At 64.4% G+C, this 25,415-nt stretch carries 32 protein-coding genes and 1 tRNA gene; 13 read left to right on the forward strand and 20 right to left on the reverse strand.

Annotated elements, in window-relative coordinates:
- The first annotated feature begins 98 nt into the window (after positions 1-98).
- From E5Z01_RS04210 to rplL, 8 genes are all read left to right on the forward strand, one after another.
- A complete protein-coding gene (locus E5Z01_RS04210; RefSeq protein ID WP_135228240.1) occupies positions 99-689 on the forward strand; it encodes a hypothetical protein in 591 nt (196 codons plus the stop codon).
- Between the two features lie 170 nt (positions 690-859).
- Positions 860-1,027, forward strand: a complete 168-nt coding sequence (gene rpmG / locus E5Z01_RS04215; protein ID WP_022800165.1) for a 50S ribosomal protein L33 — start codon at positions 860-862, stop codon at positions 1,025-1,027.
- 45 nt (positions 1,028-1,072) lie between these two features.
- Positions 1,073-1,252: a preprotein translocase subunit SecE gene (gene secE, locus E5Z01_RS04220; protein WP_135228241.1), complete on the forward strand. Its 180-nt coding sequence runs from the start codon at positions 1,073-1,075 to the stop codon at positions 1,250-1,252.
- A 17-nt stretch (positions 1,253-1,269) separates the two neighbouring features.
- Positions 1,270-1,842 carry a transcription termination/antitermination protein NusG gene (nusG, locus tag E5Z01_RS04225; protein ID WP_119763224.1) on the forward strand — a complete coding sequence of 191 codons (573 nt, stop codon included), beginning with the start codon at positions 1,270-1,272 and terminating at the stop codon, positions 1,840-1,842.
- Positions 1,843-1,981: 139 nt separating this feature from the next.
- Positions 1,982-2,416, forward strand: a complete 435-nt coding sequence (gene rplK / locus E5Z01_RS04230) for a 50S ribosomal protein L11 (protein ID WP_119763226.1) — start codon at positions 1,982-1,984, stop codon at positions 2,414-2,416.
- Entirely contained in the window at positions 2,409-3,107 is a 699-nt protein-coding gene (rplA, locus tag E5Z01_RS04235; RefSeq protein WP_135228242.1) for a 50S ribosomal protein L1, read from the forward strand. Before rplK ends, rplA begins: the two co-directional genes overlap by 8 nt.
- Positions 3,108-3,333: 226 nt before the next feature.
- Positions 3,334-3,837 carry a 50S ribosomal protein L10 gene (gene rplJ, locus E5Z01_RS04240; RefSeq protein ID WP_119763230.1) on the forward strand — a complete coding sequence of 168 codons (504 nt, stop codon included), beginning with the start codon at positions 3,334-3,336 and terminating at the stop codon, positions 3,835-3,837.
- 54 nt (positions 3,838-3,891) lie between these two features.
- Entirely contained in the window at positions 3,892-4,257 is a 366-nt protein-coding gene (gene rplL / locus E5Z01_RS04245; protein ID WP_119763232.1) for a 50S ribosomal protein L7/L12, read from the forward strand.
- Positions 4,258-4,328: 71 nt separating this feature from the next.
- On the opposite strand, the gene E5Z01_RS04250 is transcribed toward rplL, so the two are convergent.
- Genes E5Z01_RS04250 through E5Z01_RS04260 form a run of 3 tightly spaced genes read right to left on the reverse strand, consistent with a single transcriptional unit; the run spans position 4,329 to position 5,829 of the window.
- Positions 4,329-4,967, reverse strand: a complete 639-nt coding sequence (locus E5Z01_RS04250) for a hypothetical protein (RefSeq protein ID WP_135228243.1) — start codon at positions 4,965-4,967, stop codon at positions 4,329-4,331.
- The gene (locus tag E5Z01_RS04255) at positions 4,925-5,251 is read right to left on the reverse strand and encodes a GIY-YIG nuclease family protein (RefSeq protein ID WP_135228244.1); all 327 of its coding nucleotides are present in this window, start codon (positions 5,249-5,251) and stop codon (positions 4,925-4,927) included. Before E5Z01_RS04255 ends, E5Z01_RS04250 begins: the two co-directional genes overlap by 43 nt.
- Positions 5,248-5,829 carry a DUF2239 family protein gene (locus tag E5Z01_RS04260; RefSeq protein WP_135228245.1) on the reverse strand — a complete coding sequence of 194 codons (582 nt, stop codon included), beginning with the start codon at positions 5,827-5,829 and terminating at the stop codon, positions 5,248-5,250. The genes E5Z01_RS04255 and E5Z01_RS04260 overlap by 4 nt, the downstream gene beginning before the upstream one ends.
- Before the next feature lie 233 nt (positions 5,830-6,062).
- Here E5Z01_RS04260 and E5Z01_RS04265 point away from each other — a divergent pair, with 233 nt between their 5' ends.
- Complete coding sequence (locus E5Z01_RS04265) at positions 6,063-6,323, forward strand: cold-shock protein (protein ID WP_119763240.1); 261 nt, start codon at positions 6,063-6,065, stop codon at positions 6,321-6,323.
- 71 nt (positions 6,324-6,394) lie between these two features.
- Here E5Z01_RS04265 and E5Z01_RS04270 read toward each other — a convergent pair whose 3' ends face one another.
- From E5Z01_RS04270 to ligA, 4 genes are all read right to left on the reverse strand, one after another.
- Positions 6,395-6,856, reverse strand: coding sequence for a divergent PAP2 family protein (locus tag E5Z01_RS04270; protein WP_135228246.1), 462 nt, complete (start codon positions 6,854-6,856; stop codon positions 6,395-6,397).
- 3 nt (positions 6,857-6,859) lie between these two features.
- Entirely contained in the window at positions 6,860-7,339 is a 480-nt protein-coding gene (nusB, locus tag E5Z01_RS04275) for a transcription antitermination factor NusB (protein WP_119763244.1), read from the reverse strand.
- A 91-nt stretch (positions 7,340-7,430) separates the two neighbouring features.
- The gene (locus tag E5Z01_RS04280; protein WP_135228247.1) at positions 7,431-7,793 is read right to left on the reverse strand and encodes an Asp23/Gls24 family envelope stress response protein; all 363 of its coding nucleotides are present in this window, start codon (positions 7,791-7,793) and stop codon (positions 7,431-7,433) included.
- A 132-nt stretch (positions 7,794-7,925) separates the two neighbouring features.
- On the reverse strand, positions 7,926-9,950 hold the full coding sequence (gene ligA / locus E5Z01_RS04285; RefSeq protein ID WP_135228248.1) for an NAD-dependent DNA ligase LigA: 2,025 nt from the start codon (positions 9,948-9,950) through the stop codon (positions 7,926-7,928).
- Positions 9,951-10,264: 314 nt separating this feature from the next.
- Between ligA and E5Z01_RS04290 the strand changes: the two genes are divergently transcribed.
- The gene (locus E5Z01_RS04290; protein ID WP_135228249.1) at positions 10,265-11,362 is read left to right on the forward strand and encodes a BMP family lipoprotein; all 1,098 of its coding nucleotides are present in this window, start codon (positions 10,265-10,267) and stop codon (positions 11,360-11,362) included.
- Between the two features lie 104 nt (positions 11,363-11,466).
- Here the strand turns inward: E5Z01_RS04290 and E5Z01_RS04295 are convergent, their stop codons facing one another.
- Positions 11,467-12,276 (reverse strand): hypothetical protein, encoded by an 810-nt coding sequence (locus E5Z01_RS04295; protein ID WP_240738179.1) that lies wholly within the window; start codon positions 12,274-12,276, stop codon positions 11,467-11,469.
- A gap of 9 nt (positions 12,277-12,285) precedes the next feature.
- Positions 12,286-13,125: a MogA/MoaB family molybdenum cofactor biosynthesis protein gene (locus tag E5Z01_RS04300; RefSeq protein WP_135228250.1), complete on the reverse strand. Its 840-nt coding sequence runs from the start codon at positions 13,123-13,125 to the stop codon at positions 12,286-12,288.
- Positions 13,126-13,293: 168 nt separating this feature from the next.
- Here E5Z01_RS04300 and E5Z01_RS04305 point away from each other — a divergent pair.
- Positions 13,294-13,370 (forward strand) — tRNA-Met (locus E5Z01_RS04305).
- A gap of 64 nt (positions 13,371-13,434) precedes the next feature.
- Here E5Z01_RS04305 and E5Z01_RS04310 read toward each other — a convergent pair.
- The 7 genes from E5Z01_RS04310 to E5Z01_RS04340 form a co-directional block, all read right to left on the reverse strand.
- Positions 13,435-14,235 (reverse strand): N-formylglutamate amidohydrolase, encoded by an 801-nt coding sequence (locus tag E5Z01_RS04310; protein WP_135228251.1) that lies wholly within the window; start codon positions 14,233-14,235, stop codon positions 13,435-13,437.
- Positions 14,236-14,499: 264 nt separating this feature from the next.
- Positions 14,500-14,853 carry an inorganic diphosphatase gene (locus E5Z01_RS04315; protein WP_135228252.1) on the reverse strand — a complete coding sequence of 118 codons (354 nt, stop codon included), beginning with the start codon at positions 14,851-14,853 and terminating at the stop codon, positions 14,500-14,502.
- Complete coding sequence (locus E5Z01_RS04320; protein WP_135228253.1) at positions 14,843-15,271, reverse strand: damage-inducible protein DinB; 429 nt, start codon at positions 15,269-15,271, stop codon at positions 14,843-14,845. Before E5Z01_RS04320 ends, E5Z01_RS04315 begins: the two co-directional genes overlap by 11 nt.
- A complete protein-coding gene (locus E5Z01_RS04325) occupies positions 15,268-16,458 on the reverse strand; it encodes a hypothetical protein (protein WP_135228254.1) in 1,191 nt (396 codons plus the stop codon). Before E5Z01_RS04325 ends, E5Z01_RS04320 begins: the two co-directional genes overlap by 4 nt.
- 176 nt (positions 16,459-16,634) lie before the next feature.
- A complete protein-coding gene (locus E5Z01_RS04330) occupies positions 16,635-17,441 on the reverse strand; it encodes a TrmH family RNA methyltransferase (protein ID WP_135228255.1) in 807 nt (268 codons plus the stop codon).
- 80 nt (positions 17,442-17,521) lie between these two features.
- Positions 17,522-18,178, reverse strand: a complete 657-nt coding sequence (locus E5Z01_RS04335) for a uracil-DNA glycosylase (RefSeq protein WP_135228256.1) — start codon at positions 18,176-18,178, stop codon at positions 17,522-17,524.
- Between the two features lie 57 nt (positions 18,179-18,235).
- On the reverse strand, positions 18,236-18,604 hold the full coding sequence (locus tag E5Z01_RS04340; protein WP_135228257.1) for a hypothetical protein: 369 nt from the start codon (positions 18,602-18,604) through the stop codon (positions 18,236-18,238).
- A 376-nt stretch (positions 18,605-18,980) separates the two neighbouring features.
- On the opposite strand from E5Z01_RS04340, the gene E5Z01_RS04345 reads away from it, so the two are divergent.
- The gene (locus E5Z01_RS04345; RefSeq protein WP_135228258.1) at positions 18,981-19,715 is read left to right on the forward strand and encodes a C40 family peptidase; all 735 of its coding nucleotides are present in this window, start codon (positions 18,981-18,983) and stop codon (positions 19,713-19,715) included.
- A 203-nt stretch (positions 19,716-19,918) separates the two neighbouring features.
- Here the strand turns inward: E5Z01_RS04345 and E5Z01_RS04350 are convergent, their stop codons facing one another.
- Genes E5Z01_RS04350 through E5Z01_RS04360 form a run of 3 tightly spaced genes read right to left on the reverse strand, consistent with a single transcriptional unit; the run spans position 19,919 to position 23,363 of the window.
- The gene (locus E5Z01_RS04350) at positions 19,919-20,413 is read right to left on the reverse strand and encodes a hypothetical protein (RefSeq protein ID WP_135228259.1); all 495 of its coding nucleotides are present in this window, start codon (positions 20,411-20,413) and stop codon (positions 19,919-19,921) included.
- Between the two features lie 47 nt (positions 20,414-20,460).
- The gene (locus E5Z01_RS04355) at positions 20,461-22,314 is read right to left on the reverse strand and encodes an ATP-binding protein (RefSeq protein WP_135228260.1); all 1,854 of its coding nucleotides are present in this window, start codon (positions 22,312-22,314) and stop codon (positions 20,461-20,463) included.
- Entirely contained in the window at positions 22,311-23,363 is a 1,053-nt protein-coding gene (locus E5Z01_RS04360) for a DNA double-strand break repair nuclease NurA (protein ID WP_135228261.1), read from the reverse strand. The genes E5Z01_RS04355 and E5Z01_RS04360 overlap by 4 nt, the downstream gene beginning before the upstream one ends.
- A 99-nt stretch (positions 23,364-23,462) precedes the next feature.
- Between E5Z01_RS04360 and E5Z01_RS04365 the strand changes: the two genes are divergently transcribed.
- On the forward strand, positions 23,463-24,272 hold the full coding sequence (locus tag E5Z01_RS04365; protein WP_135228262.1) for a MerR family transcriptional regulator: 810 nt from the start codon (positions 23,463-23,465) through the stop codon (positions 24,270-24,272).
- A 23-nt stretch (positions 24,273-24,295) separates the two neighbouring features.
- Here E5Z01_RS04365 and E5Z01_RS04370 read toward each other — a convergent pair whose 3' ends face one another.
- On the reverse strand, positions 24,296-25,387 hold the full coding sequence (locus tag E5Z01_RS04370) for an aminopeptidase (protein ID WP_135228263.1): 1,092 nt from the start codon (positions 25,385-25,387) through the stop codon (positions 24,296-24,298).
- Positions 25,388-25,415 lie beyond the last annotated feature (28 nt).

Raw genomic sequence — 25,415 nt, forward strand, 5'->3', positions numbered from 1 at the left:
ACTTCAAGTTATAGGGGAGGCTTTCGGGCCTCTCTTTTTTTGGCCTCGGTTTAGTACTACTTTAGGGACAACCACAGGTCGCGCCTTAGCATTGAGGCATGAACGGGTCGAGCATTCTTCCTCTGGCGGCTGACCTGCCCGCGGCGGAACTGGCAAACCTCTCGCTCAGCCCGGACGCCCACATCAGGGCTGCCGTCGCCACACATCCCAATACCGCGCCCTGCATGCTGGGAATACTGGCCACTGAATTTCCTGCTGAAGTGCTGATGAACCCCGCCTTACCGCTCCTGCGCCTCGCTGATCCGCGCCTCACGCAACGCTGGCCTGTTTCGGCGCTGCTGGCTCTGGTCAGACAGCCTCAAGCCCCAGCCTGGTTGAGGAGGCAAACCCTCACATACCCCAGAACAGAACTTCAGGTGGCTCTCGCCAGTCATCCGAACCTCACCACGCAGGAAATGCAAACACTGGCTCACCATCAAGCCTGGCTGGTTCGCGCCCGAATTGCGGCCAGAACTGATCTCTCCCCTGCCCTGCTTGCCGACCTGAGCCGGGATCGGCATGACGCGGTGCGGCTGGCGGTGGCTTCACGACCTGACCTGTCAAGGGAGTTCCTGTACTCATTCCTGACCGACACCTCGCGGTTCGTGCAGCAAGAAGCCCGCAGGCGCACCAGGCCCCACTTGCTGTAAGAAAACGTGTTTTCGGGGTGGACACGGCAGGGCGAAATGCTTATACTTGGAATGTTGCCCGCCAGACGGCGGGTTTTTACCAGCGTTACACAATCCGCCCCGGCGGGCGCTGGGAGCAGCAAAACCCACGGTCAAAAGACAGTGAGCGGCGCTTGCGAAAAGGAGTTCTTATGGCGAAAGACGGCCCCCGGATCATCGTGAAGATGGAAAGCAGTGCAGGCACTGGCTTCTACTACACCACCACCAAAAACCGCCGCAACACGCAGGCCAAAATGGAACTGCGCAAGTACGACCCCGTGGCCAAGAAGCACGTGGTCTTCAAGGAGAAAAAGGTCTGAGACTGCCCGCTGGCGGCCTGACCTTTTTCCATTGCTGGTGACGTTATGAATCTCTTCAAGTACTTCAGCGACGCACGCGCCGAACTGGCCCGTGTGACGTGGCCGACCCGCACGGAAGTCATTGAGGGAACGCAGGCGACGCTGATTTTTCTGGTGGCCCTGACCTTAATTGTCTGGCTGATGGACACGATTTTCGGCCTCGGCATTCAAGCGGCGCTCAGGTAGAGCGCAGGAGCGCAAGCATGAGCATCGAGTGGTACGCCGTTCACACCTACGTCGGTCAGGAAGACCGCGTGCAGGAACAACTGATGGATCGGGCGAAGAAACTGGGCATGTTCTACACCAAGATCTTCCAGGTGATTCAGCCGGAAGAAGAGGCCGTGGAACTCCAGGAAGGTGGCAAGAAAGTCACCGTGAAACGCAAACTGTTCCCCGGTTACGTGTTCGTGCAGATGGACGTTGAGGATGACGACGCGCCGGGCGAACTGGGCGAATCGTGGGAAGTGGTGCGCGGCACCAACGGCGTTACCGGCTTCGTCGGCACCGCCACCCGCCCGGTTCCGCTGTCGCCGGAGGAAGTGCAGCGCCTGCTGGCTTCGGTCGGCGTGGCGGCCCAGCCGGCCGTGGAGGAAGCCCCGAAAATCAAGGTGGACTTCAAGGCGGGCGACATGGTGCGCGTTACCTCCGGCCCGTTCGCGGATTTCAGCGGCGTGGTGGGCGAGGTCAACATGGCCCAGTCCAAGGTGAAGGTGCTGGTCAGCATCTTCGGGCGCGAAACGCCGGTGGAACTGGATTTCTCGCAGGTCACGAAGTAAGCACAGCCCAGCTCTTGGCAACCGGGCCTGCACTGTGTAAAATTGGAAAGTTGCTGTCAGTTACAGACTGACGGAACTTAGCGTCAGCACCCCAGACCACACGGGTTTTCCTGGCTGGGGGAGCTAAGGAGGATTTGAAATGAAGAAAGTGACAGGGATTGTCAAACTGCAACTCCCGGCAGGCAAGGCCACGCCGGCCCCGCCCGTCGGCCCGGCCTTGGGTCAGTACGGCGCGAACATCATGGAGTTCACCAAGGCCTTCAACGCCCAGACGGCGGACAAAGGTGACGCGATCATTCCCGTGGAAATCACCATTTTCGCAGATCGCAGCTTCACGTTCATCACCAAGACCCCCCCCATGAGCTACCTGATCCGCAAGGCCGCAGGCGTGGGCAAGGGCAGCAGCACCCCCAATAAGAACAAGGTGGGCAAACTGAACTGGGATCAGGTGCTGGAAATCGCCAAGACCAAAATGCCCGACCTGAACGCCGGCAGCCTCGAAGCCGCCGCGAACACCGTGGCGGGTACGGCCCGCAGCATGGGCGTCACCATCGAGGGGGCCCCCAATGCCTAAGCACGGCAAACGTTACAACGCGCTGGTCAGCAAAGTGGATCGCAACAAGCAGTACACCATCGACGAAGCGGCCGCCCTGGTGAAGGAAATTGCCACGGCCAAATTCGACGAGACTGTGGAAGTTCACTTCCGCCTGGGCATCGATCCCCGCAAGAGCGACCAGAACGTGCGCGGCACGGTCGCCCTGCCTCACGGCACGGGCCGCACCATCCGCGTGGCCGCCATCACCAAGGGTGAAAACGTGGCAGCTGCCGAAGCGGCCGGCGCCGACGTGGCCGGTGGCGATGAGCTGATCGAACGCATCGCCGGTGGCTTCATGGACTTCGACGCCGTGGTGGCCACCCCCGACATGATGGCCGCTGTCGGTCAGAAACTCGCCCGTCTGCTCGGGCCCCGCGGTCTGCTGCCCAACCCCAAGAGCGGCACCGTCGGCCCCGACGTGGCCGGCATGGTTAAGGGTCTGAAAGCGGGCCGGATCGAATTCCGTAACGACAAGACCGGCGTTGTTCATGCTCCCATCGGCAAGGCCAGCTTCGAGTCCGGCAACCTCAGCGCCAACTTCGGCGCCCTGGTGTCTGCTCTGGAAGCCGCCAAGCCCGGCAGCGCCAAGGGCGTGTTCGTGCGCAGCGCGTACCTGACCACCACCATGGGGCCGAGCATTCCCCTGACCCTCAGCAGCAGCAGCGCCTAAAGCGCAGGGAGGGCAGAGCGTCAACACACTGCCTGTCCTCCCCTCTCTCTCGGCATTCCGGTGCACCTCGCACCCTTCCAATAAGCCCTCTTTTTGGCATCAAAGACAGCGGGGACGCCTCAGCCACGTTTAAAGATCCCGCCGAGTTGTCAGGCTGCAAGAGCTTTCAGGCATCAAGCATGCGAGAACTGCACCTGAACTTGTTCCCACCTAGGAGGTTCACCGCGTGGCGAACGAAAAGAACCAGCAGACGTTCAGCAACCTCAAGGACAGCCTTTCGGGCATCGAGACGTTCTACGTCGTTGATTACCAGGGCCTGACCGCCGGGCAACTGAGCAAACTGCGTAAAGACATCCGCGAGAAGGGTGGGCAACTGATCGTTGCCAAGAACACCCTGATCAACCTGGCCCTGCAAGACGGCGGCAAGGACTTCACCGACGCCCTGAAAGGGCCTTCAGCCCTGGTGCTGGCCCAGGAAGACCCCGCCGGGGTCGCCAAGGCCCTCAGCGACGCCGCCAAAGGCAACGACAAGGGCATTCCCGCCATCAAGGGCGGCTTTGTTGAAGGCAACAAGGTCGACGTGAAGGTCGTGGAACGCCTCGCCAGCCTCGGCAGCAAGACCACCTTGCAGGCCGAACTGGTCGGTGTGCTCAGCGCGCACCTCAGCAACTTCGTGGGCATCCTCGAAGCGTACAAAGAAAAACTCGAAGGCGAAGGCCAGAGCGCTTAAGCGCCCGCCTGAACCGAGAAGCAAGACCCCACTTCAACTCCGGAGGAACACATCATGGCTTACGACAAACAAGCGCTTATCGACCAACTCGGCCAACTCACCATCATGGAACTTGCTGACCTGATCGACGGTCTCAAGGAAACCTGGGGCGTGACCGCCGCCGTCGCCGCCGGTCCCGCTGCCGCCGGCCCCGCCGCCGCCGTTGAAGAGAAGACCGAATTCGACGTCGTGCTGGTCGACGCTGGCGCCAGCAAGATCAACGTCATTAAGGAAATCCGCGCCATCACCGGCCTGGGCCTGAAAGAAGCCAAGGACATGAGCGAGAAGGGCGGCGTTCTGAAAGAAGGCGTGGCCAAGGACGAAGCCGACAAGATGAAGGCCCAGCTCGAAGCAGCCGGCGCCAAAGTCGAACTGAAATAAGCTTCCCTGACCGGAATGCATCCCCAGCCCGCGTGGCTGGGGGTTTTTCGTGTTGCTCTCAAGCGCTGATTTCAGCCCGGCCACAGGCACAGCAGAAACAGCAAGGCGCTGAGGCTGGCCCGCTGGGTTTGCTCGATCACCTGCCGCACGAAGTGGGAAGGGTCGCGGCGCAGGGCAGCCACACTGCTGGCGGGCAGGTCTGACCGTGAGGCAAGAGCCAGACGCACACCGTAATCCGGGTCGTGGGCGAGAGTGTGCAGAAGTTCGGCACTCACGTCGGTTCGGGCGGCAATCCGGGCACGCACCACCCACGCAGAATGCCGCGCCAGTTGATCGATCTCGGCTGGGCTGAGCGCCGGGTGCCGGGCCAGGGCCACCTGCAGCTCGAGCGAGTCAGATTTCGCGGCGTGGTGACGGAACCACTCGGGGGCCTGGGGCAGCCGCAGCAGCGCAATTACAGCCGCCTCCGGCCAGGCTTTCAGCAGGTTCGGCTGCGCCAGCCGCAGGAGAGGCCAGGCCAGATTCCCCAGCACTTCAGCCGGAAATTCGGCCGCGAGTTGGCCCAGCAGTTCGGCGGGCGTGTTGGGGTGCGCGGCCACTGCGGCGCGCACCGGCGCGTCACCATGAACCGCCAGGAAACTCAGTTCAGAGGCCGTACTGCCGGGCCTTAATACTGTTGGTTCGGGGGAATGTTCAGTTTCTCCTGCCATAAGGCCAGCAACTCCTTCAGTTCGTCCACGGGTTCCTCGCCGGCAGTCTGGGGCTTCAGTTCGTCCACGACCTCGAAGGTGAAGCTGTCCGGGCCGTGTGCGTTCCAGTCGCGCTGCATGGGTTTGTTGGTATGCCCACCCGCCTGCAACTGGAAGCGTAGGCGGTTCAGCATCCCTTCCACGTGCGTACTCTGGCCCAGCAAGGTGCGTCCCGTGGGCAGGTGTGTCACGCGGTAGATGCCCATACGGGGCGTGAAATCCTTGTACTTGCGCGGGTCACTCATGGCTCCTCCCCGGCCGCGCTCTCCTCGAATGCCCCGGCGGACAGGTGCAGGACGTGATGGCGAATATCCTCGGGCCAGGTGTGCACGATCTGCCGGAAGGTCGCGCTGTCGCCGGTGTACAGGGCGCGGCTGGCGTCCTCTGCGCCGGGCAGGTCGCCGCCCATGACGGTCAAAAAGCGGTCGGTGGGCAGGGTGGCCTGGCGCTTGCGTTCGGCAACAGGGTCGGCTTTGCGGGCCTCGTCGATCAGGCGGCGCAGGGCGGCAGAGGCGCCGTTCGGCCACGCTTCCAGCCAGTCCCAGTGGCGCGGCAACAGGCTGACTTCGCGCGACACCACCCCGAGTTTCGGGCGCCCTGGGCCAGTTTTTGGGAGGGGAGCCTCGCGTTCCAGGACTTCTTCCAGCGTGCCTTGCAAGTTGAAGTCCACCACCTTGCCGGTCTGGTCGTTGAAGATCACGAGGGGCTGATGGCGTGCCTGGCTGCCCAGGTGCTGCTTGAGGTAGCTGAGGGTATCGCGCAGAGGCGCGGTGACCAGGCGCTGCTGGCCCAGAAATACGGTAAAAGTGGACGAGTCCGTCATGCCTGGATATTACCCGGATAAAATAGAGCCGTCAATATGAGCCGGGTAATAAGAATGGCTTAGTCTTCAAGCTTTTTCACAATCATGAAGATTGAATTGTAATCTAAATTTCGTTCAGGACACTCGTCCCCCCGTATCTTGGACAGGTTCGACTCCAGCATGCGGTTGACGGGTAAACCGGGTTCGATCTACAGGGTTACGCGCTCAATGCTGGAAGAGCAAGGAGAATTAAGATGGCTACAGGTAGAGTAAAGTGGTTCAACGCAGAGAAGGGCTTTGGTTTCATCGAGACGGAAGGCAGTGCCGACGTGTTCGCGCACTTCAGTGCCATCAACGCCCAGGGCTTCAAGAAGCTCAACGAAGGCGATGAAGTCGAGTTCGAAATCGAACCCGGTCAGAACGGCAAAGGCCCCCAGGCCAAGAACATCGTTGTGACCAAGGCCGCCCCGGCGCCCGCGTACAACAACGACCGCCGCCGCGACGACCGCTGGTAAATCAAACAAGACTAAACGAAGTCCCCTGCCACGTGCAGGGGCTTTTGCTTTGGTTGGCTTTGGGCGGTTCTTCAGTGCAGTAGCTTGAAAGAGACGAGGCCGACACCGATTCCGATCAGGAAGCCCACCAGCACCTCCAGGTAGGTGTGGCCCAGGAGTACCCTGATGGGCTGCGGCGCAAAACCCTCGCGCACCACATCTTTGAGCTCCTGAATAAGTTCGTTCAGGAGTTTGGCCTGCACGCCGCTGCTGTGCCGCACGCCGGTCGCGTCGTACATGACGATGGCCCCGAACACTGCTGCCACCGCGAACAGGGGGCTTTCGAATCCCTGCGTGATGCCGGTGCCCGTGCAGATGGCCCCCACCATGGCGCTGTGGCTGCTGGGCATGCCGCCCGTTTCCATGAACGCCGCAGGTCGCCAGCGCCCGGTCAGCAGCAGGATCAACAACACCTTGATGAGTTGCGCTGTGGTGGAGGCCACGATGGCCGTCCACAACCAGCGGTTACCGAGAAGGGCTTCCCACCAGCTCATGCGTCAGTCGCGCTGCTCCGCTTCGGCCTGCAACTGGCGCGACAGGCCTGCCAGCACGCCGTTCACGAAGCGCCCCGAGTCGTCGCCGCCGAACTTACGGGCAATGCGCACGGCACTTTCGATCACGGGTGGGTGTGGTTCGGGCGTGTGCGTCATCTCGAAGGCGGCCAGGCGCAGCACATTCAGGTCGGTCTGGGCCATCTGCTCGAAACTCCAGCCACGAATGGTGCGGCGCAGCAACGTGTCAATTTCGGCGCGGTGCTGGCCCAGGCCGCGCGTCAGTTCCTGCGCGAAAGCCAGCGCCTCAGCGTTCAGTGATGCAAAGGTATCGTCACCCTCGCGCATGTTGCCCTCGACGCGCGTAAACACGGCGTCCAGCGGCAGGTCGCCCCGGTCGGCCTCGAACAGCACCCGGAAGGCAAATTCACGGGCGGCCCGGCGCGTGCCGACGGGTTGGTTGGCCTTTTCACGGCGACGGGTCATACAACCTCCGGGGGCAGCCCCGAACGAGGTGAGCCGGTGCCAAGGGCTGTCTTACGGAGCACAGAGGCGGTCGCTGCTGTCCAGGCGGCCCTCAAGACGCTTGCCCTTTCGGCAGGCATACACCCTGCACCGAGACATTCACGCTGCGCACCTTCAGGCCGGTCATCAGTTCGATGTTCTCGCACACGGCCCGCTGCGCGTGCTGCGAGACCTTCACCAGATTCAGACCGTAATCGACGTTCAAGCCGATGTCTACTGTGACCTCGTTGCCCTCACGGGTGACTTTCAGGGCGCGGGGCTTGCGGGCGCTCTGCTGGTTACGCAGCACCTCGCCGACTTTCAGGGGTGCACTGGCAATCTCGGTGCCTTCAATGCCTTCCAGGGTGGTCGTGGCAATATCCATCAGGACATTCTTGCTGATTTCAACTTCGGGGGAATTCGCGGGTGTCGCCATGCGTGGGGCCTCCAGGGTGCGCCCGGAAAAGGGCGCAGCAGTACCGGACAGTTTATAAGGTTCACTGCACCGGGTACAGAAGCGGCCCCCGGCGTGTCCATGGTGAACCGTGAAAAAACGGGGGGAGGTGCCTCAGTTCACGCCTTTTTCGGACAGAAACGCCGCCAGCCCCGCTTCGTCGAGAACTGGGATGTTCAGTTCGGTGGCCCTGTCGAGCTTGCTGCCCGCTTCTTCCCCGGCAATCAGGTAACTGGTTTTCTTGGTGACGCTGCCGGTCACGCGGCCCCCGGCGGCTTCCAGCTGGTTCTTGATCTCATCGCGGGCGCGCGAAAGGGTGCCGGTAATGACAAAGTTCAGGCCCGCGAGCTGGTCGGTACGCACCGTTTCTTCTTCCTGTGGGTTGAGGCCCGCAGCGCGGAGTTTGCGAATGAGGTTCTGGGTGTGCTCCTCCTGCAGGGCCAGGGCCACGCTGGCGGCGGTGTTCTTGCCGAAACCGGGCACGTCCGCGATCTGCTCGGGTGTGGCGGCCAGCAGGGCGTCCAGCGTGCCAAAAGCGCGGGCCAGCGCCTGCGCGTTGCGTTCGCCCACGTGGTCGAGGCCCAGGGCGTTGATGACGCGCCACAGCGGGCGGGTTTTGCTTTCCTCCAGTTCCTTCAGGATGTTCTGCGCTTTCTTCTCGCCGCCGCGCTCCAGGCCGGCGAGTTGCTCGGCGGTGAGCTGGTAGAGGTCCGCGGGATCGTGCACCAGTCCGGCTTCCAGCACCTGCGTGATCAGTTTCTCGCCGATGCCCTGAATATCCATGGCGCCGCGTGCCACGAAGTACTGAATGAGCTGGTACGTCTGCGAGGGGCAGGCAGGGTTCAGGCAGTAGGTGTTGGCATCGCCTTCTGCCCGCGTGACCGGCTGGCCGCAGGTGGGACACACTTTCGGGAACTCGAACGGCGCGGCGTCGGCGGGGCGTTTCTCGGTCACCACGCGCATGATCTGCGGGATGACGCCGCCGGACTTGCGCACCACCACCGTGTCCCCGACGCGCAGATCCATGTCGCGGATGTAGTCCTCGTTGTGCAGGGTGGCCTTGCTGACGGTGCTGCCCTCGATGAGCCGGGGAGACAGGTGCGCCAGCGGCGCGAGTTTCCCGGTACGGCCGACATTCACGCTGATGCTTTCCAGCGTGGTCTCGACTTCCTCCACCGGAAACTTGTAGGCGATGGCCCAGCGCGGGGCACGGCTGGTGAACCCGGCCTCCTCCTGCAGGCGCAGCGAATCGAGCTTGAGCACGGTGCCGTCGGCGTCAAACTCGAAGTCCGCGCGCGCGCCAATCATGCGGGCGTGGTAGTCCACGGCGGCTGCCAGGCCGCGCAAATGCTCGGAGTAACGGCTGGTCGGGAATCCCTGGCTTTGCAGCCATTCCAGCACTTCCCACTGCGTGCGGGCCGGAACGCCGTCTCGTTTGCCCAGGGCGTACAGAATAACCTTGAGGTTGCGGGTGCGGGTCACCTCCGGGTCTTTCTGTCGCAGGGCGCCGGCCGCGCCGTTGCGGGGATTTTTCAGCAGGGGCGTACCCAGTTCCTCGGCCTGCTCGTTGAAGGCGGCGAAGTCGGCGCGCGACATATACACTTCGCCGCGCACCTCCAGTTCGCCTTTCAGGCCCTCAATTTTTTGTGGAATGCCGGGGATGGTGAGCACCTGTGCGGTGACCATCTCCCCCACCCGCCCGTTGCCGCGCGTGGCGGCCCACTGCAAGGCACCGTCGAGGTAGTACAGATTGACGCTGAGGCCGTCGATTTTCAGTTCGCCCGTAAACGTGAAGTCGTCGTATTCGGGCGGCAGGTTCAGAGAGCGGGCCAGTTTTTCCTGCCAGTCCGCGAGTTCCGTGTCGCTGAACACGTTATCCAGGCTGGTCATGGGCATGGGGTGCGTCACCGACTGGAAGGCCGCGCTGGGTGCGCCCCCTACTGCCTGGGCGGGGCTGTCGGTTTCCGCCCACTGCGGGTATTCGGCCTCGATGCGGCGCATTTCCCGGACCAGTTGGTCGTATTCGCTGTCGGGGATGGTGGGGGCGTCCAGCTCATGGTAGGCGCGGTTATGCACAGCGATTTCCTCGCGCAGCGCGAGGTAACGGGTTTTCAGGTCGGCGTGGCCTGCATCGGTCATGCGTTCAGCGTAGCACCCCCACCGATTCGCCTGAGTACAAAATCATTCTATCTAATTTGCTTCATAGCCAATCAGCAGGAAGGGTCACGCAAAGTAGTCAGCACCTCTTACCTCTCCTCACCGCAGCGGCGCATCGCTGTCAATCCTTCTCTCATTTTCCGCTGCGTTGCGGCCCTCCGCAGAACCCAGTCAAAAGCGAAATTTGCCCTTCTGACCGCATCCTTAAAAGTAACAGTGAACGGAGTCTAGACACCCCGGTTTTTCCGTATACTCTGCATTAGCTTCAACACTCAACACCTCTCAAGGAGAACCACATGAAGAAATTTCTGACCGTTGCCCTTGCCCTTGCCACCACCGTCGCCAGCGCCCAGACCATGCGCGTCGGCATGGCCTACGACGCCGGCGGCAAAGCCGACAAGAGCTTCAACCAGAGCGCCTACGAAGGCAGCCAGCGCGCTGCCAAGGCCTTCGGCCTGCAGGTCAAGGACTTTGAACCCAGCGACCCCAGCCAGATCATTCAGGGCGTGCGTTCGTTCGCCAAGGAAGGCTTCGACCTGACCGTCGGCGTAGGCTTCGCCAACAACGCCAGCATCAGCCAGGTCGCCAAGGAGAACCCGGACCTGTTCTTCGGCCTGGTCGACGACGTGTCTCCCGAGAAGAACGTCGCCAGCCTGGTCTTCAACGAAGAACAGGGCAGCTACCTGGTCGGTTACCTGGCCGCCATGAACAGCAGCACCGGCGTGGTAGGCTTCATCGGCGGGATGGACATTCCCCTCATTCACAAGTTCCAGGCCGGGTACACCGCAGGCGTGAAAGCCGCCAATCCCAAAGCCGTGGTGGTCCCCCAGTACGTCGGCACCACCCCCGACGCCTGGAACAACCCCGGTAAGGCCAAGGAAATTGCCGCCAGCATGCGCGGACGCGGCGCGGACATCATCTTTGCCGCAGCCGGCGGCTCGGGCGGTGGCCTGATCGACTACATCAAACAGACCCAGTGCCTGAAAGCCAGCCAGCTGCCCAAAGGCGTGACCTTCAAAAGCAACGCCTTTGCCAGCGTGAAGAAGAGCGCCAGCTACCAGAAGGCCTGCGCCGGCAACACCCGCCCCATGTTCTTCATCGGCGTGGACAGCAACCAGAACTACCTGGGCGACTTCGACAAGAACCCCGCCACCATGAACCACGGCCTGACCAGCATGCTCAAGCGCGTCGACAACGCCGTGTACGCGCTGATCCGCGACGTGAAGGACGACAAGTTCAAGGGCGGCGAACGCCGTTTCGGCCTCAAGGAAGGCGGCGTGGGCTACGCGGTCGACCAGTACAACAAGGCCCTGATCCCCAGCGGTCAGGTGGTGCGCCTCGAAGGTGTGAAAGCCAAGATCATCAGCGGCAGCATCAAGGTGCCCACCAAGTAAACTCAGCCAGATGAAGAAAGCCACCCGCCCGGGTGGTTTTCTTTTTGGTGAAAGAGCCGGTGCCAGGACAGCCCTTCCTTATTCATCACTTGCATTGACCTCTTTCAGTTCAGGACGCGGCTTTGCCCCTGGGTAGGGGGTGTCCAGTCGGCCCGGAACAGGCGCGGTTCCTGTTGGTCATCGCCGACGTTGTACCAGACACGCACGCCCGAAGCGTGGGCCTCGATGGGCAGCCAGGCGGCCTCACCCGCCGCGAGGGTACGAACCGGTTCGCCGCGCGTATTGCGGACGAGCAGCCAGCCGTTCGTGCGGGCGGGCGACCAGCCGGATACGTTCAGGGCGGAGGCGGAGACGTTCCGCAGTTCCGCGCCGTTGCCGGTGAGGGTCAGGCTCAGGTCGGGCCATTCCGGCACAGTCACGTCGACCCAGCGGGGCCAGCCGGGCAGGGTGGAGGGCGTGGCGCGGCGCGGCCAGGAGAGTGCAGAGGCCAGTCCCGCCCCGCCACCGAGCAGCAGCGCCAGTGCGGCAGCCAGTGCGGGCCGCTGCGCCTCCAAACTCCGGGTCACGCTCAGCAGCAGCGCCGCGCCCAGCAGGCCGCCCAGCAGCGGCCACCACCAGCCCGGGCGGCCCGGGGCGCGGCGGTATGCGCGCGGCCAGAATTCGCCGAGCAGCAGCAGGAACGCGCCCAGCGCGAAAAACGTGGGTTGCTCCAGAATCGGGGCGAACAGCAGCAGCAGCAGGCCCGGCAGGCTCCACCACGCGACGCGGGGAACCCGGCCCGCCCGGCCTTCTCGCCACACGCGCCCCCACCAGTACAGCGTGACGGCCAGCAGGGTCAGGGCGTACAGGGACGTCACTCGCGGCACGCTGAGGCTGAGAAAAGGCGCGTTGGTGAGTGACAGGGCGTCCGACACGCCCGCAGTTTAGCGCTGGGGGTCGTCCTTCACTGTGTCCTTGGATGGGTCTTTGAGGGCGCCGTGCTCGCCTGTGGCCGCGTGCCGCCCGAGGCCCGCCGCACCGTGCACCAGAGGGTCACTGCCGATGACCCCGGCATGCCGGCCGATACCCGCTGACGCCCCCTGATTGATGTGCGTGCTGAGCAGCCCTGGGGCGGCCGGAGCCGGGTGGACGGGTGGCGTGCCAGCAGGAGTGGGCGGCATGGCAGGCGCGGCGGCCGGCCCCGCCATGGTGGCGGGAAGGGGCGGGCTGGCACTTCCAGGTTGCCCCTGGCGCAGTACCTCGAAGACCAGGTGCCGCAGTTCGTCTTTCAGGATGCTTTCCCAGGCGGTCTGCACGGCGTTCAGGCTGCCGGGCATGGCAAACAGCAGGGCGCCGCGCGTCAGGCCGCCGGTGGCGCGCGACAGCATGGCCGCGCCCCGAACCTGCTGGTACGAAAGCATGCGGAACAGTTCACCGAAGCCTGGAATGGGTTTGACCAGCATGGATTCCACCACGGGAATGGTCACGTCGCGCCCGGCAATGCCGGTGCCGCCGCTGGTCAGAATCAGGTCGGCGCGGTGCACCAGGCGCGTCAGGGCCGCGCGAATCTCCACCGCGTCGTCCTTGACGATCAGGTACTCGACCAGTTCGTGCCCGGCCTGCTGCAACTCGTTTTTCAGGTACTGACCGCTGGTGTCCGTCGTGGCCGTGCGCGTGTCGCTGATGGTCAGGATCACGGCGCGAATCACCTCAGGCCCGGCAGCGCGGTGCTGGGGAGTGGCGGTTGACGGAGTGAAGGTTCCACTGCCGGGCAGATGGGTCATGAAAGTACAATACGGTCTTGGGACACCCAGGGACACGACCATCCAGGTGACCCCGACGGGGCCGCTGGGGGTTGACAGTCCAGCGGAGCCACGCTAATATTTTTGAGCGTGAAAGTTCGCTCCGGCTGACCAAGCGCGCAAGGTATCAAGTGCAGGACACCAGAGTAACGCAGGGTAGAGCAGTCTGGTAGCTCGTCGGGCTCATAACCCGGAGGTCGCAGGTTCAAATCCTGTCCCTGCAACCAAATCAAGCATCCCCGCCCAATGGGCGGGGATGCTTCTTTTATGTACAAGAATGCCAGGCGACCTTCACGGTTCAAGGAGGGCCAGCGCCGCGTCCGCGAAACGGGCGAAGCTGGCATTCAGGCCACGAATCACCTCATCCAGCGGTTCGGCCTGGCTGTTCAGGTACAGGCCGGAGTTGAGTTCGATGCCGAAGGCCGCCACACCGCTACGGGCATGGTGGGAGGCGCTGAGGGTATCGGTCGTCCAGGGCACTCCGACAGACACGTCGCGGTAGGGGCTGGCCTCGATCAGGGGTGCGAAAGCGTCGGCGCAGTGCTGCCGCAGGGCCTCCCAGTGCTGTCTCGGGAAGGTCGGGGCGTCCGGTGTGCCGGTCATCAGGCAGATGGCCGGGCGGGGCGTCCCGGTATCCGGCCCCAGTTGCGGGCCTTGCGGGGCCATGCAGTGCCCCACGATCATCAGGCGGGTGGCTGGCAATTCCGCCGCAAGCTGGGCGTCGAAAGTGTCCCAGTGGCGGCGGAGCCGCGCTTCACGCGCTGGCCCGGACAGTTGAAAACCGGGCGGGTACAGCGGCTGACGGTCGAAGGTCGTGAGTTTCAGCACGCCGTTCTCGGCCTGGTCACCGCGCTCCCGGTTCAGGTCGACGGCGAAACGGCTCCAGGGCGCCGCCAGCAGCCGCGCTCCAGGCACGGCGTAGATCAGGTCGGTGTACGGGTCGCCATCCAGAAAGAGGCGCCGCAGCAGCGCCTCACGTTTTGGGGTATCGAACAGGTCGTCGCCCAGCATGTCGCGCAGAATGTCGGCCGGTACGGCCCCCGACGAGTGAGGCGTGACCACCAGCAAGGCCGCCCGGTTCAATTCAGTCATACAGGAAGAATAGGCCGCTGAGTAGGCAGGGATGAAAAGAAAAATCTGAAGATGGATAAGCCGTCTGGCGAGAGGTTGTGTGCTGGCGAAAATTGGCAGAATTCCCTGAAGGCAAGCGGTTCCCCCACGTCCTGAGGCGCCGCCTGCACGCTTAGGAGAACCACTCCCGTCGCCTCTCGGAGTTTCATACGGGTCAGTTCGCCTGGCTTCACCAATCCATTTACAGTCACGCCGCTCAGCATGGGGCTGCTGAATTTCGTGGCTTTACTCACGGGCCATGACCACCGTGGTCTGAAAGTACTGCTCCTGAAAATGCACCGCCTGCCGTACCGTCTCTGCCGTCCAGGGCGTGCCGTCACGCGCCACCGCCAGTTTGTCCTCGTGGTCGTCGGCGCGCACGAGAACCGCGACGACCGTTCCCCGCCCTTCAGTGAGGGGTTGGGGCCAGCCGAGCAGGTAGGCGTCAATCGGGTGCCCGTCGCCGGAAAGGGTGTCCGGCAACTCGCCGTAGTTCACGGGGTAAATCAGGCGCGGGTCGCGGGGGTGGGCCGAACCCAGCGGGCGATCGACCACCACGCGCACGCGCTGGCCCAGGTACAGGCGCAGGTCAGGTTTCACTGGCAGGCCGAAAAGTGACGCCCTGCTGCTGGCGAATCAGGGCCAGCTGCCCCCAGTGGTAGGCGTTATGCACCGCCAGGTCGAGCAGAATGTCGCGGGTCACGCCGCTCGGGTCGGCCGACAGCAGCCTGGCTTCGGCCAGCATCAGATTCAGGTCGTCCAGCAGGGCGTGCAGTTCGGTGTCGCTTTGGGGCGGGTCAGGCCACACGTTCAGGTTCTCGGGCCAGGCGTCGAGCTTCCCGGTCATCAGGTCGAGGCTGACGCGCATGGTCACCTGCAAGTGCCTCAGGAGCGCGCCCAGCGTGTACGGCAGGCCCGGGACGGTCTGGGATGCCTGGGCGAAGGTCAGGTCGGCGAGCAGTTCCGGCACCTCGCGGAAGGCCGCGCCGCCCAGCAGCGACGCCTGAAGCAGGTTCATGCCTTCTCCGTGGGCAGGCTCGCGTCGTCACTGATCAGGGCCTCCAGCAGCCGCACGGCTTCCTCCATGCGGTGCGACTGGATGCGCGCCGCCGCGCGGGCCTGCCGCCACTCCAGGCGCAGGCGGGCCAGGCTGAGGGGATCGCCGCCCAGCCGCTGAAGTTTCAGGGCGCGGGCCTCCAGGGTCTCCACCTGCCGGGCCAGACTACTCAGGGCCGCCTGGTGCCCACGCGCGGCATCCAGTGTGGCCTTGAGTTGCGTGCCGGCTGCCTGCTCGGCCTGCTGCAGGGCGCGGCGGGCCTCCTGCACGGCGGGCGCTTCCTCGCCCTGGTCACCGGCCTGCCACAGCGCGAAGTTCAGGCCGTGCCGCGCCCGCAGCACGTTGGGGTGCAGGGGAATGCCCAGCGAGTAGTGGGCGTGTTGCAAGTCCATGTGCAGCGTGGTGAGGGGCGCGTCCGCTTCCTGCTCGGTGACCAGCGGCCCGAACACGTCCAGGAAGGAGGTGGTTTGTGTCAGCAGCAGTTGCGTGTGCGCCAGTTGCGCGGCGCTGGCCTGATCGGAACGCGGCAGGGCGCTCAGCTCCGCCACCGTCAGGCGCAGCACCTCGGCCTGGGCGCGGGCCGACGCTGCCTGATCGGCGACCTCCGCCCGCGCGTGATCGGCCCGCAGTTTGGAGAGCATATCCTCGGTCTGCCAGCGGCGCACCTCGGCCTGCGTGGCCTGCACGTCCCACTCGGCGGCGCGTTCCAGGCGCGACAGCACCGGGTCGTGCCGGATGGTGCCCAGGCTGCGCGTAGCGATCTCGGCGTGCACCCGCGCCAGCATCAGGGGCAGGTCATGGGCGCGGCGGCCCCACATAGCCGGCTTGGTCGGGGGTTTCGGCGACCTGTCCGGCGCGGGCGCTTCCACTGGGGTGGGAACGGTCTCGGCCAGGCGGTGCAACTCGATGGACGCTTCCTGCAACCAGCGGTCGGCGCGGCCCTCACCGATGTTCTCGGACATGGTCTTGTACACGTCCTGCAAGACCCCCACCACTTCACGCGGCCCCAGTGGACGCATGGCCGGCCAGCCCCGGCGCTGCACCGCTCCCTGCACGAGTTGCTCGGCCTCGCGCACCCCCAGTTCCTGCCCCAGCCTGCGCCTGAGCCAATCACGATACGGGTCTTTGGGAGGCGCGGATTTGGTCATATATGCCCTACAGTATGGCGTAAGAAAGCGGCCCGCCCCCGAAAAATACCGTGCGCCGTGAAGGGTGAGCGCGTCAGCGGCGGCCCCCAGCGCTGGCGCCGGGGTGGGCGGGTGTGGCGCTCCTGCGCGCCTGACATCAGGAGAAAAGACGCACCCAGCCGTACTTTCTTTACGATCTACGCATCACTGTTTACCGAGCTATCCACCGGGCGCCGTTGCCGCAGGCACTCGTACAGCACCAGCGCGGCGGCGGTGGCGACGTTGAGCGAGTCGGCGCCGCCCTGCATGGGAATCCGCACGGCCTCATCGGTGCGGCGCCACGACTCCGGCAGGCCCTCGTGCTCGGTGCCCAGCAGCAGGGCCACCCGGCCCGTCAGGGGCGCGTCCCAGTACACCTGCGGCGCGTCCGGCGTGCAGGCCACGCTGCGAAAGCCGTGCCGGGCCAGCCAGGCCCACGCCGCGTCTTCCGTGATGGGCACGGTCGGCACCTGCCACACGCTGCCCTGACTGGCGCGGATGACGTTGGGGCTGTAGGGGTCTGCACCGCGCCCCAGGATCAGCACGGCGTGCGCCCCCACCGAGTCGGCGGTGCGCAGGATGGCCCCCACGTTGCCGGGTTTCTCCAGCCCGTGCAGCACCACCACGGTGGCCTGTGGAGGCGGGTCAGCCAGCTGCGGCTGGGGCGTGGCGGCCACCGCCAGCACACCGTCCGGGTGCTCCCGCAGGCTGACTTTCTCGAAGGCCGCCGGGGTCAGGCGCGTGACTTGCCCCTCCTCAAAACGCAGTGCTGCGGCCTCCGGGCTGAAGAGGGGCGGGCAAAGAAACACCTCGGTCAGTTGGACGCCCGCCCCCAGCGCCCGGCTGACTTCCCGCGCCCCCTCGATCAGGATCACGCCCTCTTCCTCGCGGGCGCGGCGTGTCCGCAGGCGCACCAGGCGTTTGACCTGTGGGTTTTGCAGGGACGTGATCAGCGGCGCAGTCATGGCCGGAATTCTAGAGTCGGATCATGGCCTGACGACCCTGGGACAACCATGAACCGTGGCAAGGTGATTTTCTCGCGGTTTCAGAGCAGACGGGGTTGGGAGGTGTCCGGGGGGTGAGTCACGGGCTGGTGTTCGCCGCGCAGCACGGCGGCGACTTCCTGAATGTCGCGCCAGGTCAGGCTTTTCGGGCCGCCGGGAGCGCGCGTGTCGACGCGCAGCAGGTAGGCGGGGTGCAGCATGGGCATCAGCCAGGCAGTGTGCTTGTGGCCGCCCGGCAGCGCCTGCACGAACGGGAACCACTGCCCGCGCAGTTTGGTGATGCCCTGGCGCGTCTGCAGGAGGGTCTGGGTGGCGGTGTTGCCCAGCGTCAGGATGACTTTTGGCCTGAGCAAACCCAGTTGCGCGCCCAGCCAGAGCGTGGTGCAGGTGTCTATCTCGTCCGGCTGCGGGTCGCGGTTGGCCGGTGGGCGGCACTTCACCACGTTCGTGATGTAACACGCCTCGCGGCTGAGGCCCACCGACCCCAGGATGCGGTCCAGGAGTTGTCCGCCTGGCCCCACGAAGGGGTGCCCCTCCAGGTCTTCCCCGCCGCCCGGAGCCTCGCCCACGATCACCACCTCGGCATTCACGGGGCCGTCCGACACCACCACCTGAAGGCACCCGGCCCGCAGGCGGCAGGCGGTGCAGGCGCGGTTGCGTGCCTCCAGGTCAAGCAGCGCCGCACCAAGATCCGTCATGAAGGCAAAAATACCGCCACGCCCGGCGCCGGACGTGGCGGTTCGGGGCGGCGCACTTCAGGCTTCGTTCAGTTTCGGGCGTTTGCTGCGGGCCTCGCGGCGGGTCTTGGGGTCGAGGCCCATCAGCAGGAAGAAGTTCTCCAGCGCGTTTTCCTGGCCCTTGATCTCAGGGAATTCGTGCTCGGCGCTGCCTGTCACAAAGGGCAGTTTCTGGTACAGCTCCAGGGCGTGGTGAAGCACCTCGTCGGCGGCGTGGCCTCCGGCGTAATCGCCCAGGTTGGCGTAGATTTCCCGGCGGCTCTCGGCGTGCTTCAAAAAAGCGTCGGGGTGGGGGGTTTCAGCGGCGCGCAGCATGTCCTGGCGGGCAATGCGGCGGTAGTGCTTGAGGCCCTGGAGGATCTGTTCGGTGGAGAGGAGTTCTTTCATGGCAGCTCCGGTCTGGGGAAATGGGGGAAGGGCAGGGCGATCACGTTGCTGGCAAGTATAGGCGGCTCCCTGAAGGCGGGTGAAGGGCCACGTCCAGCTGGCCCAGTCGCATGAGCGACCAACCCCGCCTGACATTAAGATGTGAAAAATGAGAATGTGCTTTTTTCATCATCATGCAAAAAGAGTGTTTTCAGCGCTCTTTTTGTAAAAGAGTAAGTAATGAGTCATTTCCTGAGAAGACTGAGGGGAACAGCAAGGCCGCCCCCGCAAATACCGCAAATTTTCGCGCATAGTGGTCGTATACACGCATAAAAGTTGTCACTTCGCCTAAGGATTAAGGTCGAATAAATAAAGCTGGAGTAAACTAGCTGGGTCAATGAACGTCATCCGCGCACTCCTGACCACCCTGGCCTTTAGCACCACCGCCAGCGCCGCCACCTACTACACCGTTCAACCCGGCGACAGCCTGGCCACGGTGGCACAGAAGGCCAACATGGAGCCCGCCACCGTTCTGAAACTCAACGGCCTGACCAGCACCACCCTGCAAGTCGGCCAGAAACTGAACCTCACTCCCTCCGCCTTTGCCAAGGCTGCACCTGCCAAGGCCCAGGCCACTGTTACTACCCCCACCGCGGCCCCCACGGCCCCCCAGACGGTCGTCAATGCCCCCAAAACCCCTGCCACCTCGGCCAAACCTGTCGCCAAGACCAGCACCGCGCCCGTCGTGACCCCCAGCGGCAGCAGCGCCTACATCCGCAGCGCCGCCAACCGCTTTCTGGGCATTCGCTACGTGCTGGGCGGCACCGGCGGACGCGGCATCGATTGCAGCGGCTACACCCTGCAGGTCTTCCGTACCCTCGGCATCAACCTGCCCCGCACCGCCTACGCCCAGTGGCGCAGCGGCGTGGCTGTCAGCAGCCGCAACCTGCGCGCCGGCGACCTGGTGTTCTTCAACACCACCGGACGCACCGCCAGCCACGTGGGTATTTACCTCGGCAACGGCATGATGGCCAACGCCAACAGCTACCAGGGCCGCACCGTCATCGAGCCGCTGTTCAGCAACAAGTACTGGGCCAGCCGCTACATCGGCGCCCGCCGCGTCCTGAGCTGAACGCCCACAAACGCCACCCTCCCCTGCCCTCAAGGTGGGGGAGTTTTTTTGGCTCAGGGAATGGAGCTGGTGGTGAAAAGCTCAGCCCGGTAGCAGCGGAGCGGTATTCACGCCCGAGCGCTGGGGTTAACACGGGCGCCGCAAGCCTGCCGCGCCCGTCAGGGCCAGCCCCAGCACCCCCCAGGCGGTCGGGTTGGGCAGGGTCAGGGCTTCGTGCTTAAGGCAACGCCCAGCGGCTTCGCGTTCCAGACACCTGTTTCATGGAAGAACGCTGGCATGGCGCGCACCGCGAGCACGTCGCTCTGTTCCAGCAGGCGGTTGTGGCTCCACTGCGCCACTTTCAGCAGAGGGCCGCCCAGACCCAGGGTCAAGAGCAGCGCCAGGCCACTGACCCGCAGCATCCGTCGCGCCCGCTCACCCCAGCCCCGCGCCAGCCACAGCAGCAGCGTATTCAGGGCCAGCACGCCCAGCACCAGCGGATAGCCGATGTGCGGCCCGGTCAGCAGGTCGCCCCGGTACAGGTAACGCAGGCCGGAAAGCCCGAAGCGTACCGAATCAGCCTGCTCATACGGAAAGGGATCGGCGTCCGACCAGCTCTGACCGGCCATCGCGGTGTCCAGCCAGCACACGCCATACAGCAGCGGGGCTGCCAGCAGACACAGCAGCGCCCAGGTGGTCAGACGCACGGAAGGCTTCACAGGTTCAGGCTAGGGCGCAGCGGTAGCACCAGCATCAATCCAAAGTCTTACCGCAGCCAGTCGTCTCCCACGTCCTCGGCTTTCCTGCCGCCCAGGTCGTCTACCTCGTCCTTGCGGGTGGCCCAGGCGGGGAAGGGGTAATTCACGAGGACGGGATTGGGCACGTCGGGTTGACTGACCAGCATGGTGCCGGGTTGCAGGATTCCGGCGCGGCTGCGGAAGCTCTGCGGCAGGAAACGGTACTCGGGGCGCTCGGCTTCAGCTAAATCCAGTCGACCGACCACGCGAATGGCGGCGTTACTCACGATGCGCCGCTCGACCTCGCTGGCGGTCTGCTGCGCGCCGATCAGGATGATGCCCAGGCTGCGGCCACGCTCGGCGATTTCCAGCAGCACGTCCTTGATGGGGCTGCCGTCGTCACGCGGGGCATACTTGTTGAGCTCGTCCAGCACCACGAACACCGTGTCCTGCCGCCCGTAGCGTTCCTTGTGCTCGAAGACTTCACGCAGCAGCACGCCCACCACGAACATCTGCGCCGGGCCGGACAGGTTGTGAATGTCCACCACGCTGAGCTGTGCGCCGCGCAGCAGGTTCGGGCGGTACTTCTCGGCCTGCGTTTCGGTCAGGTCACCGCGAATCAGGGGCGTGAGGTGCTTCTGCACGCCACGCAACCGCCGGGTGAACGCACGGAGCGTGCCCTGGGCCTGGTTCAAGACCCATTTCTTGTCGCCCTGACCATCGTTCTCGTCCAGCAATTTGTATTCCAGATAGGAAATGAGGTGGTCAAAGGTCTGAATCTGAATGCCGCCCAGATCGCCAAAATCCAGTTCTTCAGGAACTTCGCTGCTCTCCTCTACTTTCCAGTCCGTGACGAGCAGATGTGTTCCCGGCCCCTGCTGCGCCTGCGCCAGCCTGAACAGCTTTTCCTCGATGTTCCCAATGACATAACCAAGGTTCAAGCTGCCAGCGGAGTCGGAAAAGACGTACTGAAGCATTCTTCTGGCGCAGAATTCGCGCAGGCTGAAAATAAACGGCGTGACGCCCTCACTGCGCTGATCCGTGTGCGGCACGATGGCGTCCCCTCGCCCCCCGGCGCGGGGCGGAGCCAGGAATTGCGTGTCCTTGAACGGCTGGCGCGGCAGGTTCAGCAGAGCGTAACGCTCGCGGCCAAGGCCCTTTTCTGCCTGAGCTTTGGCTTCTTTCTCCTCGACTTTTTTGTTCGGCTTGTCCAGGAACAGCAAGTCCTCGCCCTTCACGTTGAAGATGATGGCCCGTCCGCCCGCCGTGCCCGCCAGTTGCCCGCCCGACGCCTGCGCCACCTGATCCATCACGCCACTGGTAAAGATGCTGTGCAGCAGAAAGAGCGCGTAACTGGTTTTCGTCGCCACGCCCGAAATGCCCGAGATGTTGATGTGACCGCCACTCTCGCCGTTCACGAAGCGGAAATTGAGCGGCAGCGGTTGTCCATCGGCCAGCAGCCCGCCGGGAAAGGCGGCCTCCCCCATCTTGTCGGCGCTCAGGGCCATACTCAATTCCGCGCCCTGCGCGTGGCGCACAGTGTCCCCGGGTTGCGGCGGAATGAAATTCTCCGGGTCGACCCGCGTGACCAGCACCCGCGCCGCGTAGCTCACGGACGCCGGCAGAATGCCCGCCACCACGTCCTCCACATCCGACTCGAAGGCCACGCCCTCGTGACGCTTGCGCACGTTATCTACCAGGCCGTAGAAAGAAACCTTCTTGCCATCCGGCCTTTGCGTTTCCACCACCACCAGGTCATCGAGCTGCACACTTGCGCCCGCCGACACCGCGAACCAGAAAATCGTGGGGGTCACGTCCTCGGTGCCCAGCACCCGGCCAATGTGCGCGGCGTTGGGGGCAGAGAGTTTCAGATTGCCGGTCACGCCAGCACGCCTTCCCGGAGTTCGCGGGCCAGGTGGGTGCGGATGCGGCGGGTCACGAGTTCCTGGCTGCCCATGGCACGGCTCATGGCGTGTTCCAGCGCGGCGGTGGGAATCAGGTTCTGGGGGGCGCGGGCGTCCTTGTGAAGCTGGCTGCCCAGGCGGGTGAGGAGTGCGCCGGACAGGTTGGCCGCGTCGATAACCGCACGGGGCACAAAGTCGGTGTCCTCGGGGGCATGCATTTCCAGGCGCATGACGCCGGCCAGAGGGTGCTGGTAGAAGGGCGCGTCGCACAGGCGCACGTACCAGGTGAAGCGCTGCTCGCGACCCCGGTAATCCGCCTCGCCCGAGTCACCCACCGTGAAGCGCAGGATGGGCGTGCGCTCACCGCACCCCAGTTGCGCCAGCAGGCCAATGCGGTCGGCGCCCAGGTAATCGGTGTGAAGCGTTTTCACGTACCCGATGACCGCGCGGCCCGCCTCGCCCACACGCACCGGCCCGTCCTGCAAGACCAGCGTTTCGGGCAGGGCGTTCTCGTCGGCTTCATCCAGCGGCATTTCGGAGGCCAGGTCACGGCTGAAGTCCCGCTCGGCATTCAGCATCAGGCTCTGCACGGCACTCCTGGCGCCCTCCACGTGTGCCCCCGCGTAAGCGTGCGGCGCGTACTCCAGCACGCCTGTGTGCGGGTTGCGCGGACTCAGGCGGGTGGGTTCCAGCAGCGTGTCGCCACTGTAGGCCAGCACCCGCCGGGCCTTCACGTCCACCAGTTCGGCCTGCCGCGACCCGTGCGGGCACAGGCTCACCGCGCCCACCACGAACGCCCCGAAGCCCGCCAGGCTCATGTTCCCGGCGTCGTCCTCCAGCAGCAGCCGCGCTTCCATACGCGGTTTGCCGTCCACCACCAGCACTTTCGTGACCCTTTTCGGAATGCCGCGCGTGGGAATGGCCCGCCAGTCGTCGGATTCCACGTTAAAAACAAGGCCCTTGAACGGCTCCAGGGTCAATTGCCCATCCTGTGTATCGATGGGCCAGGGATCAAGCCGAATACGCATATAGCGGTAATTGTACGCGGTGAACGGAAATAGGGTCGCCCTGTTCTTCACCCAACCTCTTGACCTTCCGGTGGCTGGAAGGCTTACGGTAGAAGGTGCATGGCTGGACGACTGCTGATTTCTCAATTTGCGCTGCTGACGGGCTTATCGCCAAAAACCCTGCGGCACTACGACGACATTGACCTGTTGAAGCCCGAGTGGATCGACGAGACCAGCGGTTACCGGCAATACGGCGTGGCGCAGGTAAGCCTCGGTATTCACATTCGCCACTGGCGGCAGCTGGGTTTACCTGTGCCTGAAATAAAGCGGCTTCTTCAGTCTCCAGACCATGGCGCGCAGGTGCTGAGCCAGCATGAAAGGCGCCTGCGAACGGAAATCGCGGAGCGCGAAGGGGCGTTGCGGAACCTTCGGGCCCTGCTCAAGGAGAACGTTATGGATTACCGTTTAGAACATCTTCCCGCCCAGCAGGTGCTGAGCATTCGGGAAACCCTCCAGCCACCGCATTACGAGGTGATTCCGCAGGCTTTGCAGGAACTCATGGCCTACAAAAAAGCCCAGGGCTATGAGGTCAGCGCCCCCAGTTTCTTCATCCGGCACGCAGGTGGTGATGGTGAAACAGGTGTGGTGGAAGTCTGTCTGCCCGTTTCCGGCGACGTGCACCCCTCAGGCCGGATCGAGGTAAAGAACGTTCAAAGTCAGCCGGCGTTCATTGGGCGTTTCGTGGGGCCTTACGAGAAAACAGGCGCGGCCTACTCTGGGGTGGCCGAGGAAGCCCTGCGCCGGGGACTAAGGTTGACAGGCAGCACCGCCGAAATTTATGTCAAAAGCGTTCCTCAGACGCCTGACCCGAACGCTTACGAAACCGATATCGCCTTCTTTCTGGAACCGAACGAACTTGCGGAGGGATAAGTGCCGAAGGGAGCTGTCCAGGCTTACCCTGCCACGAACACCCCGTTCTCCTGCCACACTTCGCCGTCCAGCAGCAGGCGGCCGCCGTTTCTCAGGTCGGTGATGAGGTCCCAGTGGACGGCGCTTTCGTTGGTGCCGCCGGTTTCGGGGTAGCTGCGGCCCACCGCCAGGTGGACGGTGCCGCCTATTTTCTCGTCGAAGAGGATGTTGCCGCTGGGCTGCTGAATGCCGTCATTGGTGCCGATGCCCAGTTCGCCCAGGAAGCGTGCGCCGGGATCGGTATCCAGGGCGGCCAGCAGGGTGTCCTGGCCCTCGTCGGCGGTGGCGGCCACGACCTTGCCTTCCTTGAATTCCAGGCGGGCGCCGCGCACCATGACGCCCTGGTACGTGGCGGGAATGTCGAAACGCACCCAGCCACTGGCGCTGTCCTCGAGTGGCCCGGTGAAGATTTCGCCGCTGGGCATGTTGCGTTTGCCGTCGCTGTTGGCCCAGGTGCGGCCCTTCACACTGAGGGTCAGGTCGGCGTTGGCGCTCTGAATCTGCACCTGGTCGGCGCGGGAAATGCGCTCGATGAGTTGCGCCTGCCGTTCGCGCAGCTCGCCCCAGGCGGCCACAGGATCGGCCCGGTCGAGGGACATGGCCCGCATCACGAAGTCCTCGTACTGCTCGGGCGTCATGCCGGCTTTCCGGGCGCCGTGCGGGGTGGGGTACAGCGTCAGGCTCCATTTCTTGCGGGCGCGGGCGCTTTGCAGGGGGGCGCGGGCGGCCAGCAGGCGGGCGCGGCGCCTGGGATCGACTTCCGGCAGGTCTTCGCTGACGATGATGCGCACGGAACCGTCCAGGCCGCGCACGTCCTCCAGGTCGGCGGCGTGGACATTGTCCAGCACGGCGTCACTGGCCAGGGCGGCGAAATCCTCGTCCTGGCCGGGGTACGTGAGGCGCAGCACCGGCCGGGCCCCGGCCCGCAGCATGGCGCGGTGAACCTCGCCCACCAGCGGCAGGGAGGCGGTGCTGCCGCCCACCAGCAGGCGCTCGTTCGGCTGCGCCGACAGGCAGTAGTGGGTGATGAGCTGCGCGTGCTTGGCCGGGTCATAAGCCAGGAGGTTTGTTTGCATGTCCTGCTCAGGCTAACACCGACTCCGG

Source organism: Deinococcus fonticola (assembly GCF_004634215.1).
GTDB classification, from domain to species: Bacteria; Deinococcota; Deinococci; order Deinococcales; family Deinococcaceae; genus Deinococcus; species Deinococcus fonticola.

Bases quoted from the DNA above. Each gene is read 5' to 3' on its own strand.
- E5Z01_RS04210 (WP_135228240.1), top strand. From the start codon at position 99: ATGAACGGGTCGAGCATTCTTCCTCTGGCGGCTGACCTGCCCGCGGCG.
- rpmG (WP_022800165.1), top strand. From the start codon at position 860: ATGGCGAAAGACGGCCCCCGGATCATCGTGAAGATGGAAAGCAGTGCA.
- secE (WP_135228241.1), top strand. From the start codon at position 1,073: ATGAATCTCTTCAAGTACTTCAGCGACGCACGCGCCGAACTGGCCCGT.
- nusG (WP_119763224.1), top strand. From the start codon at position 1,270: ATGAGCATCGAGTGGTACGCCGTTCACACCTACGTCGGTCAGGAAGAC.
- rplK (WP_119763226.1), top strand. From the start codon at position 1,982: ATGAAGAAAGTGACAGGGATTGTCAAACTGCAACTCCCGGCAGGCAAG.
- rplA (WP_135228242.1), top strand. From the start codon at position 2,409: ATGCCTAAGCACGGCAAACGTTACAACGCGCTGGTCAGCAAAGTGGAT.
- rplL (WP_119763232.1), top strand. From the start codon at position 3,892: ATGGCTTACGACAAACAAGCGCTTATCGACCAACTCGGCCAACTCACC.
- E5Z01_RS04250 (WP_135228243.1), bottom strand. From the start codon at position 4,967: ATGGCAGGAGAAACTGAACATTCCCCCGAACCAACAGTATTAAGGCCC.
- E5Z01_RS04255 (WP_135228244.1), bottom strand. From the start codon at position 5,251: ATGAGTGACCCGCGCAAGTACAAGGATTTCACGCCCCGTATGGGCATC.
- E5Z01_RS04260 (WP_135228245.1), bottom strand. From the start codon at position 5,829: ATGACGGACTCGTCCACTTTTACCGTATTTCTGGGCCAGCAGCGCCTG.
- E5Z01_RS04265 (WP_119763240.1), top strand. From the start codon at position 6,063: ATGGCTACAGGTAGAGTAAAGTGGTTCAACGCAGAGAAGGGCTTTGGT.
- E5Z01_RS04270 (WP_135228246.1), bottom strand. From the start codon at position 6,856: ATGAGCTGGTGGGAAGCCCTTCTCGGTAACCGCTGGTTGTGGACGGCC.
- nusB (WP_119763244.1), bottom strand. From the start codon at position 7,339: ATGACCCGTCGCCGTGAAAAGGCCAACCAACCCGTCGGCACGCGCCGG.
- E5Z01_RS04280 (WP_135228247.1), bottom strand. From the start codon at position 7,793: ATGGCGACACCCGCGAATTCCCCCGAAGTTGAAATCAGCAAGAATGTC.
- ligA (WP_135228248.1), bottom strand. From the start codon at position 9,950: ATGACCGATGCAGGCCACGCCGACCTGAAAACCCGTTACCTCGCGCTG.
- E5Z01_RS04290 (WP_135228249.1), top strand. From the start codon at position 10,265: ATGAAGAAATTTCTGACCGTTGCCCTTGCCCTTGCCACCACCGTCGCC.
- E5Z01_RS04300 (WP_135228250.1), bottom strand. From the start codon at position 13,125: ATGACCCATCTGCCCGGCAGTGGAACCTTCACTCCGTCAACCGCCACT.
- E5Z01_RS04310 (WP_135228251.1), bottom strand. From the start codon at position 14,235: ATGACTGAATTGAACCGGGCGGCCTTGCTGGTGGTCACGCCTCACTCG.
- E5Z01_RS04320 (WP_135228253.1), bottom strand. From the start codon at position 15,271: ATGAACCTGCTTCAGGCGTCGCTGCTGGGCGGCGCGGCCTTCCGCGAG.
- E5Z01_RS04325 (WP_135228254.1), bottom strand. From the start codon at position 16,458: ATGACCAAATCCGCGCCTCCCAAAGACCCGTATCGTGATTGGCTCAGG.
- E5Z01_RS04330 (WP_135228255.1), bottom strand. From the start codon at position 17,441: ATGACTGCGCCGCTGATCACGTCCCTGCAAAACCCACAGGTCAAACGC.
- E5Z01_RS04335 (WP_135228256.1), bottom strand. From the start codon at position 18,178: ATGACGGATCTTGGTGCGGCGCTGCTTGACCTGGAGGCACGCAACCGC.
- E5Z01_RS04340 (WP_135228257.1), bottom strand. From the start codon at position 18,604: ATGAAAGAACTCCTCTCCACCGAACAGATCCTCCAGGGCCTCAAGCAC.
- E5Z01_RS04345 (WP_135228258.1), top strand. From the start codon at position 18,981: ATGAACGTCATCCGCGCACTCCTGACCACCCTGGCCTTTAGCACCACC.
- E5Z01_RS04360 (WP_135228261.1), bottom strand. From the start codon at position 23,363: ATGCGTATTCGGCTTGATCCCTGGCCCATCGATACACAGGATGGGCAA.
- E5Z01_RS04365 (WP_135228262.1), top strand. From the start codon at position 23,463: ATGGCTGGACGACTGCTGATTTCTCAATTTGCGCTGCTGACGGGCTTA.
- E5Z01_RS04370 (WP_135228263.1), bottom strand. From the start codon at position 25,387: ATGCAAACAAACCTCCTGGCTTATGACCCGGCCAAGCACGCGCAGCTC.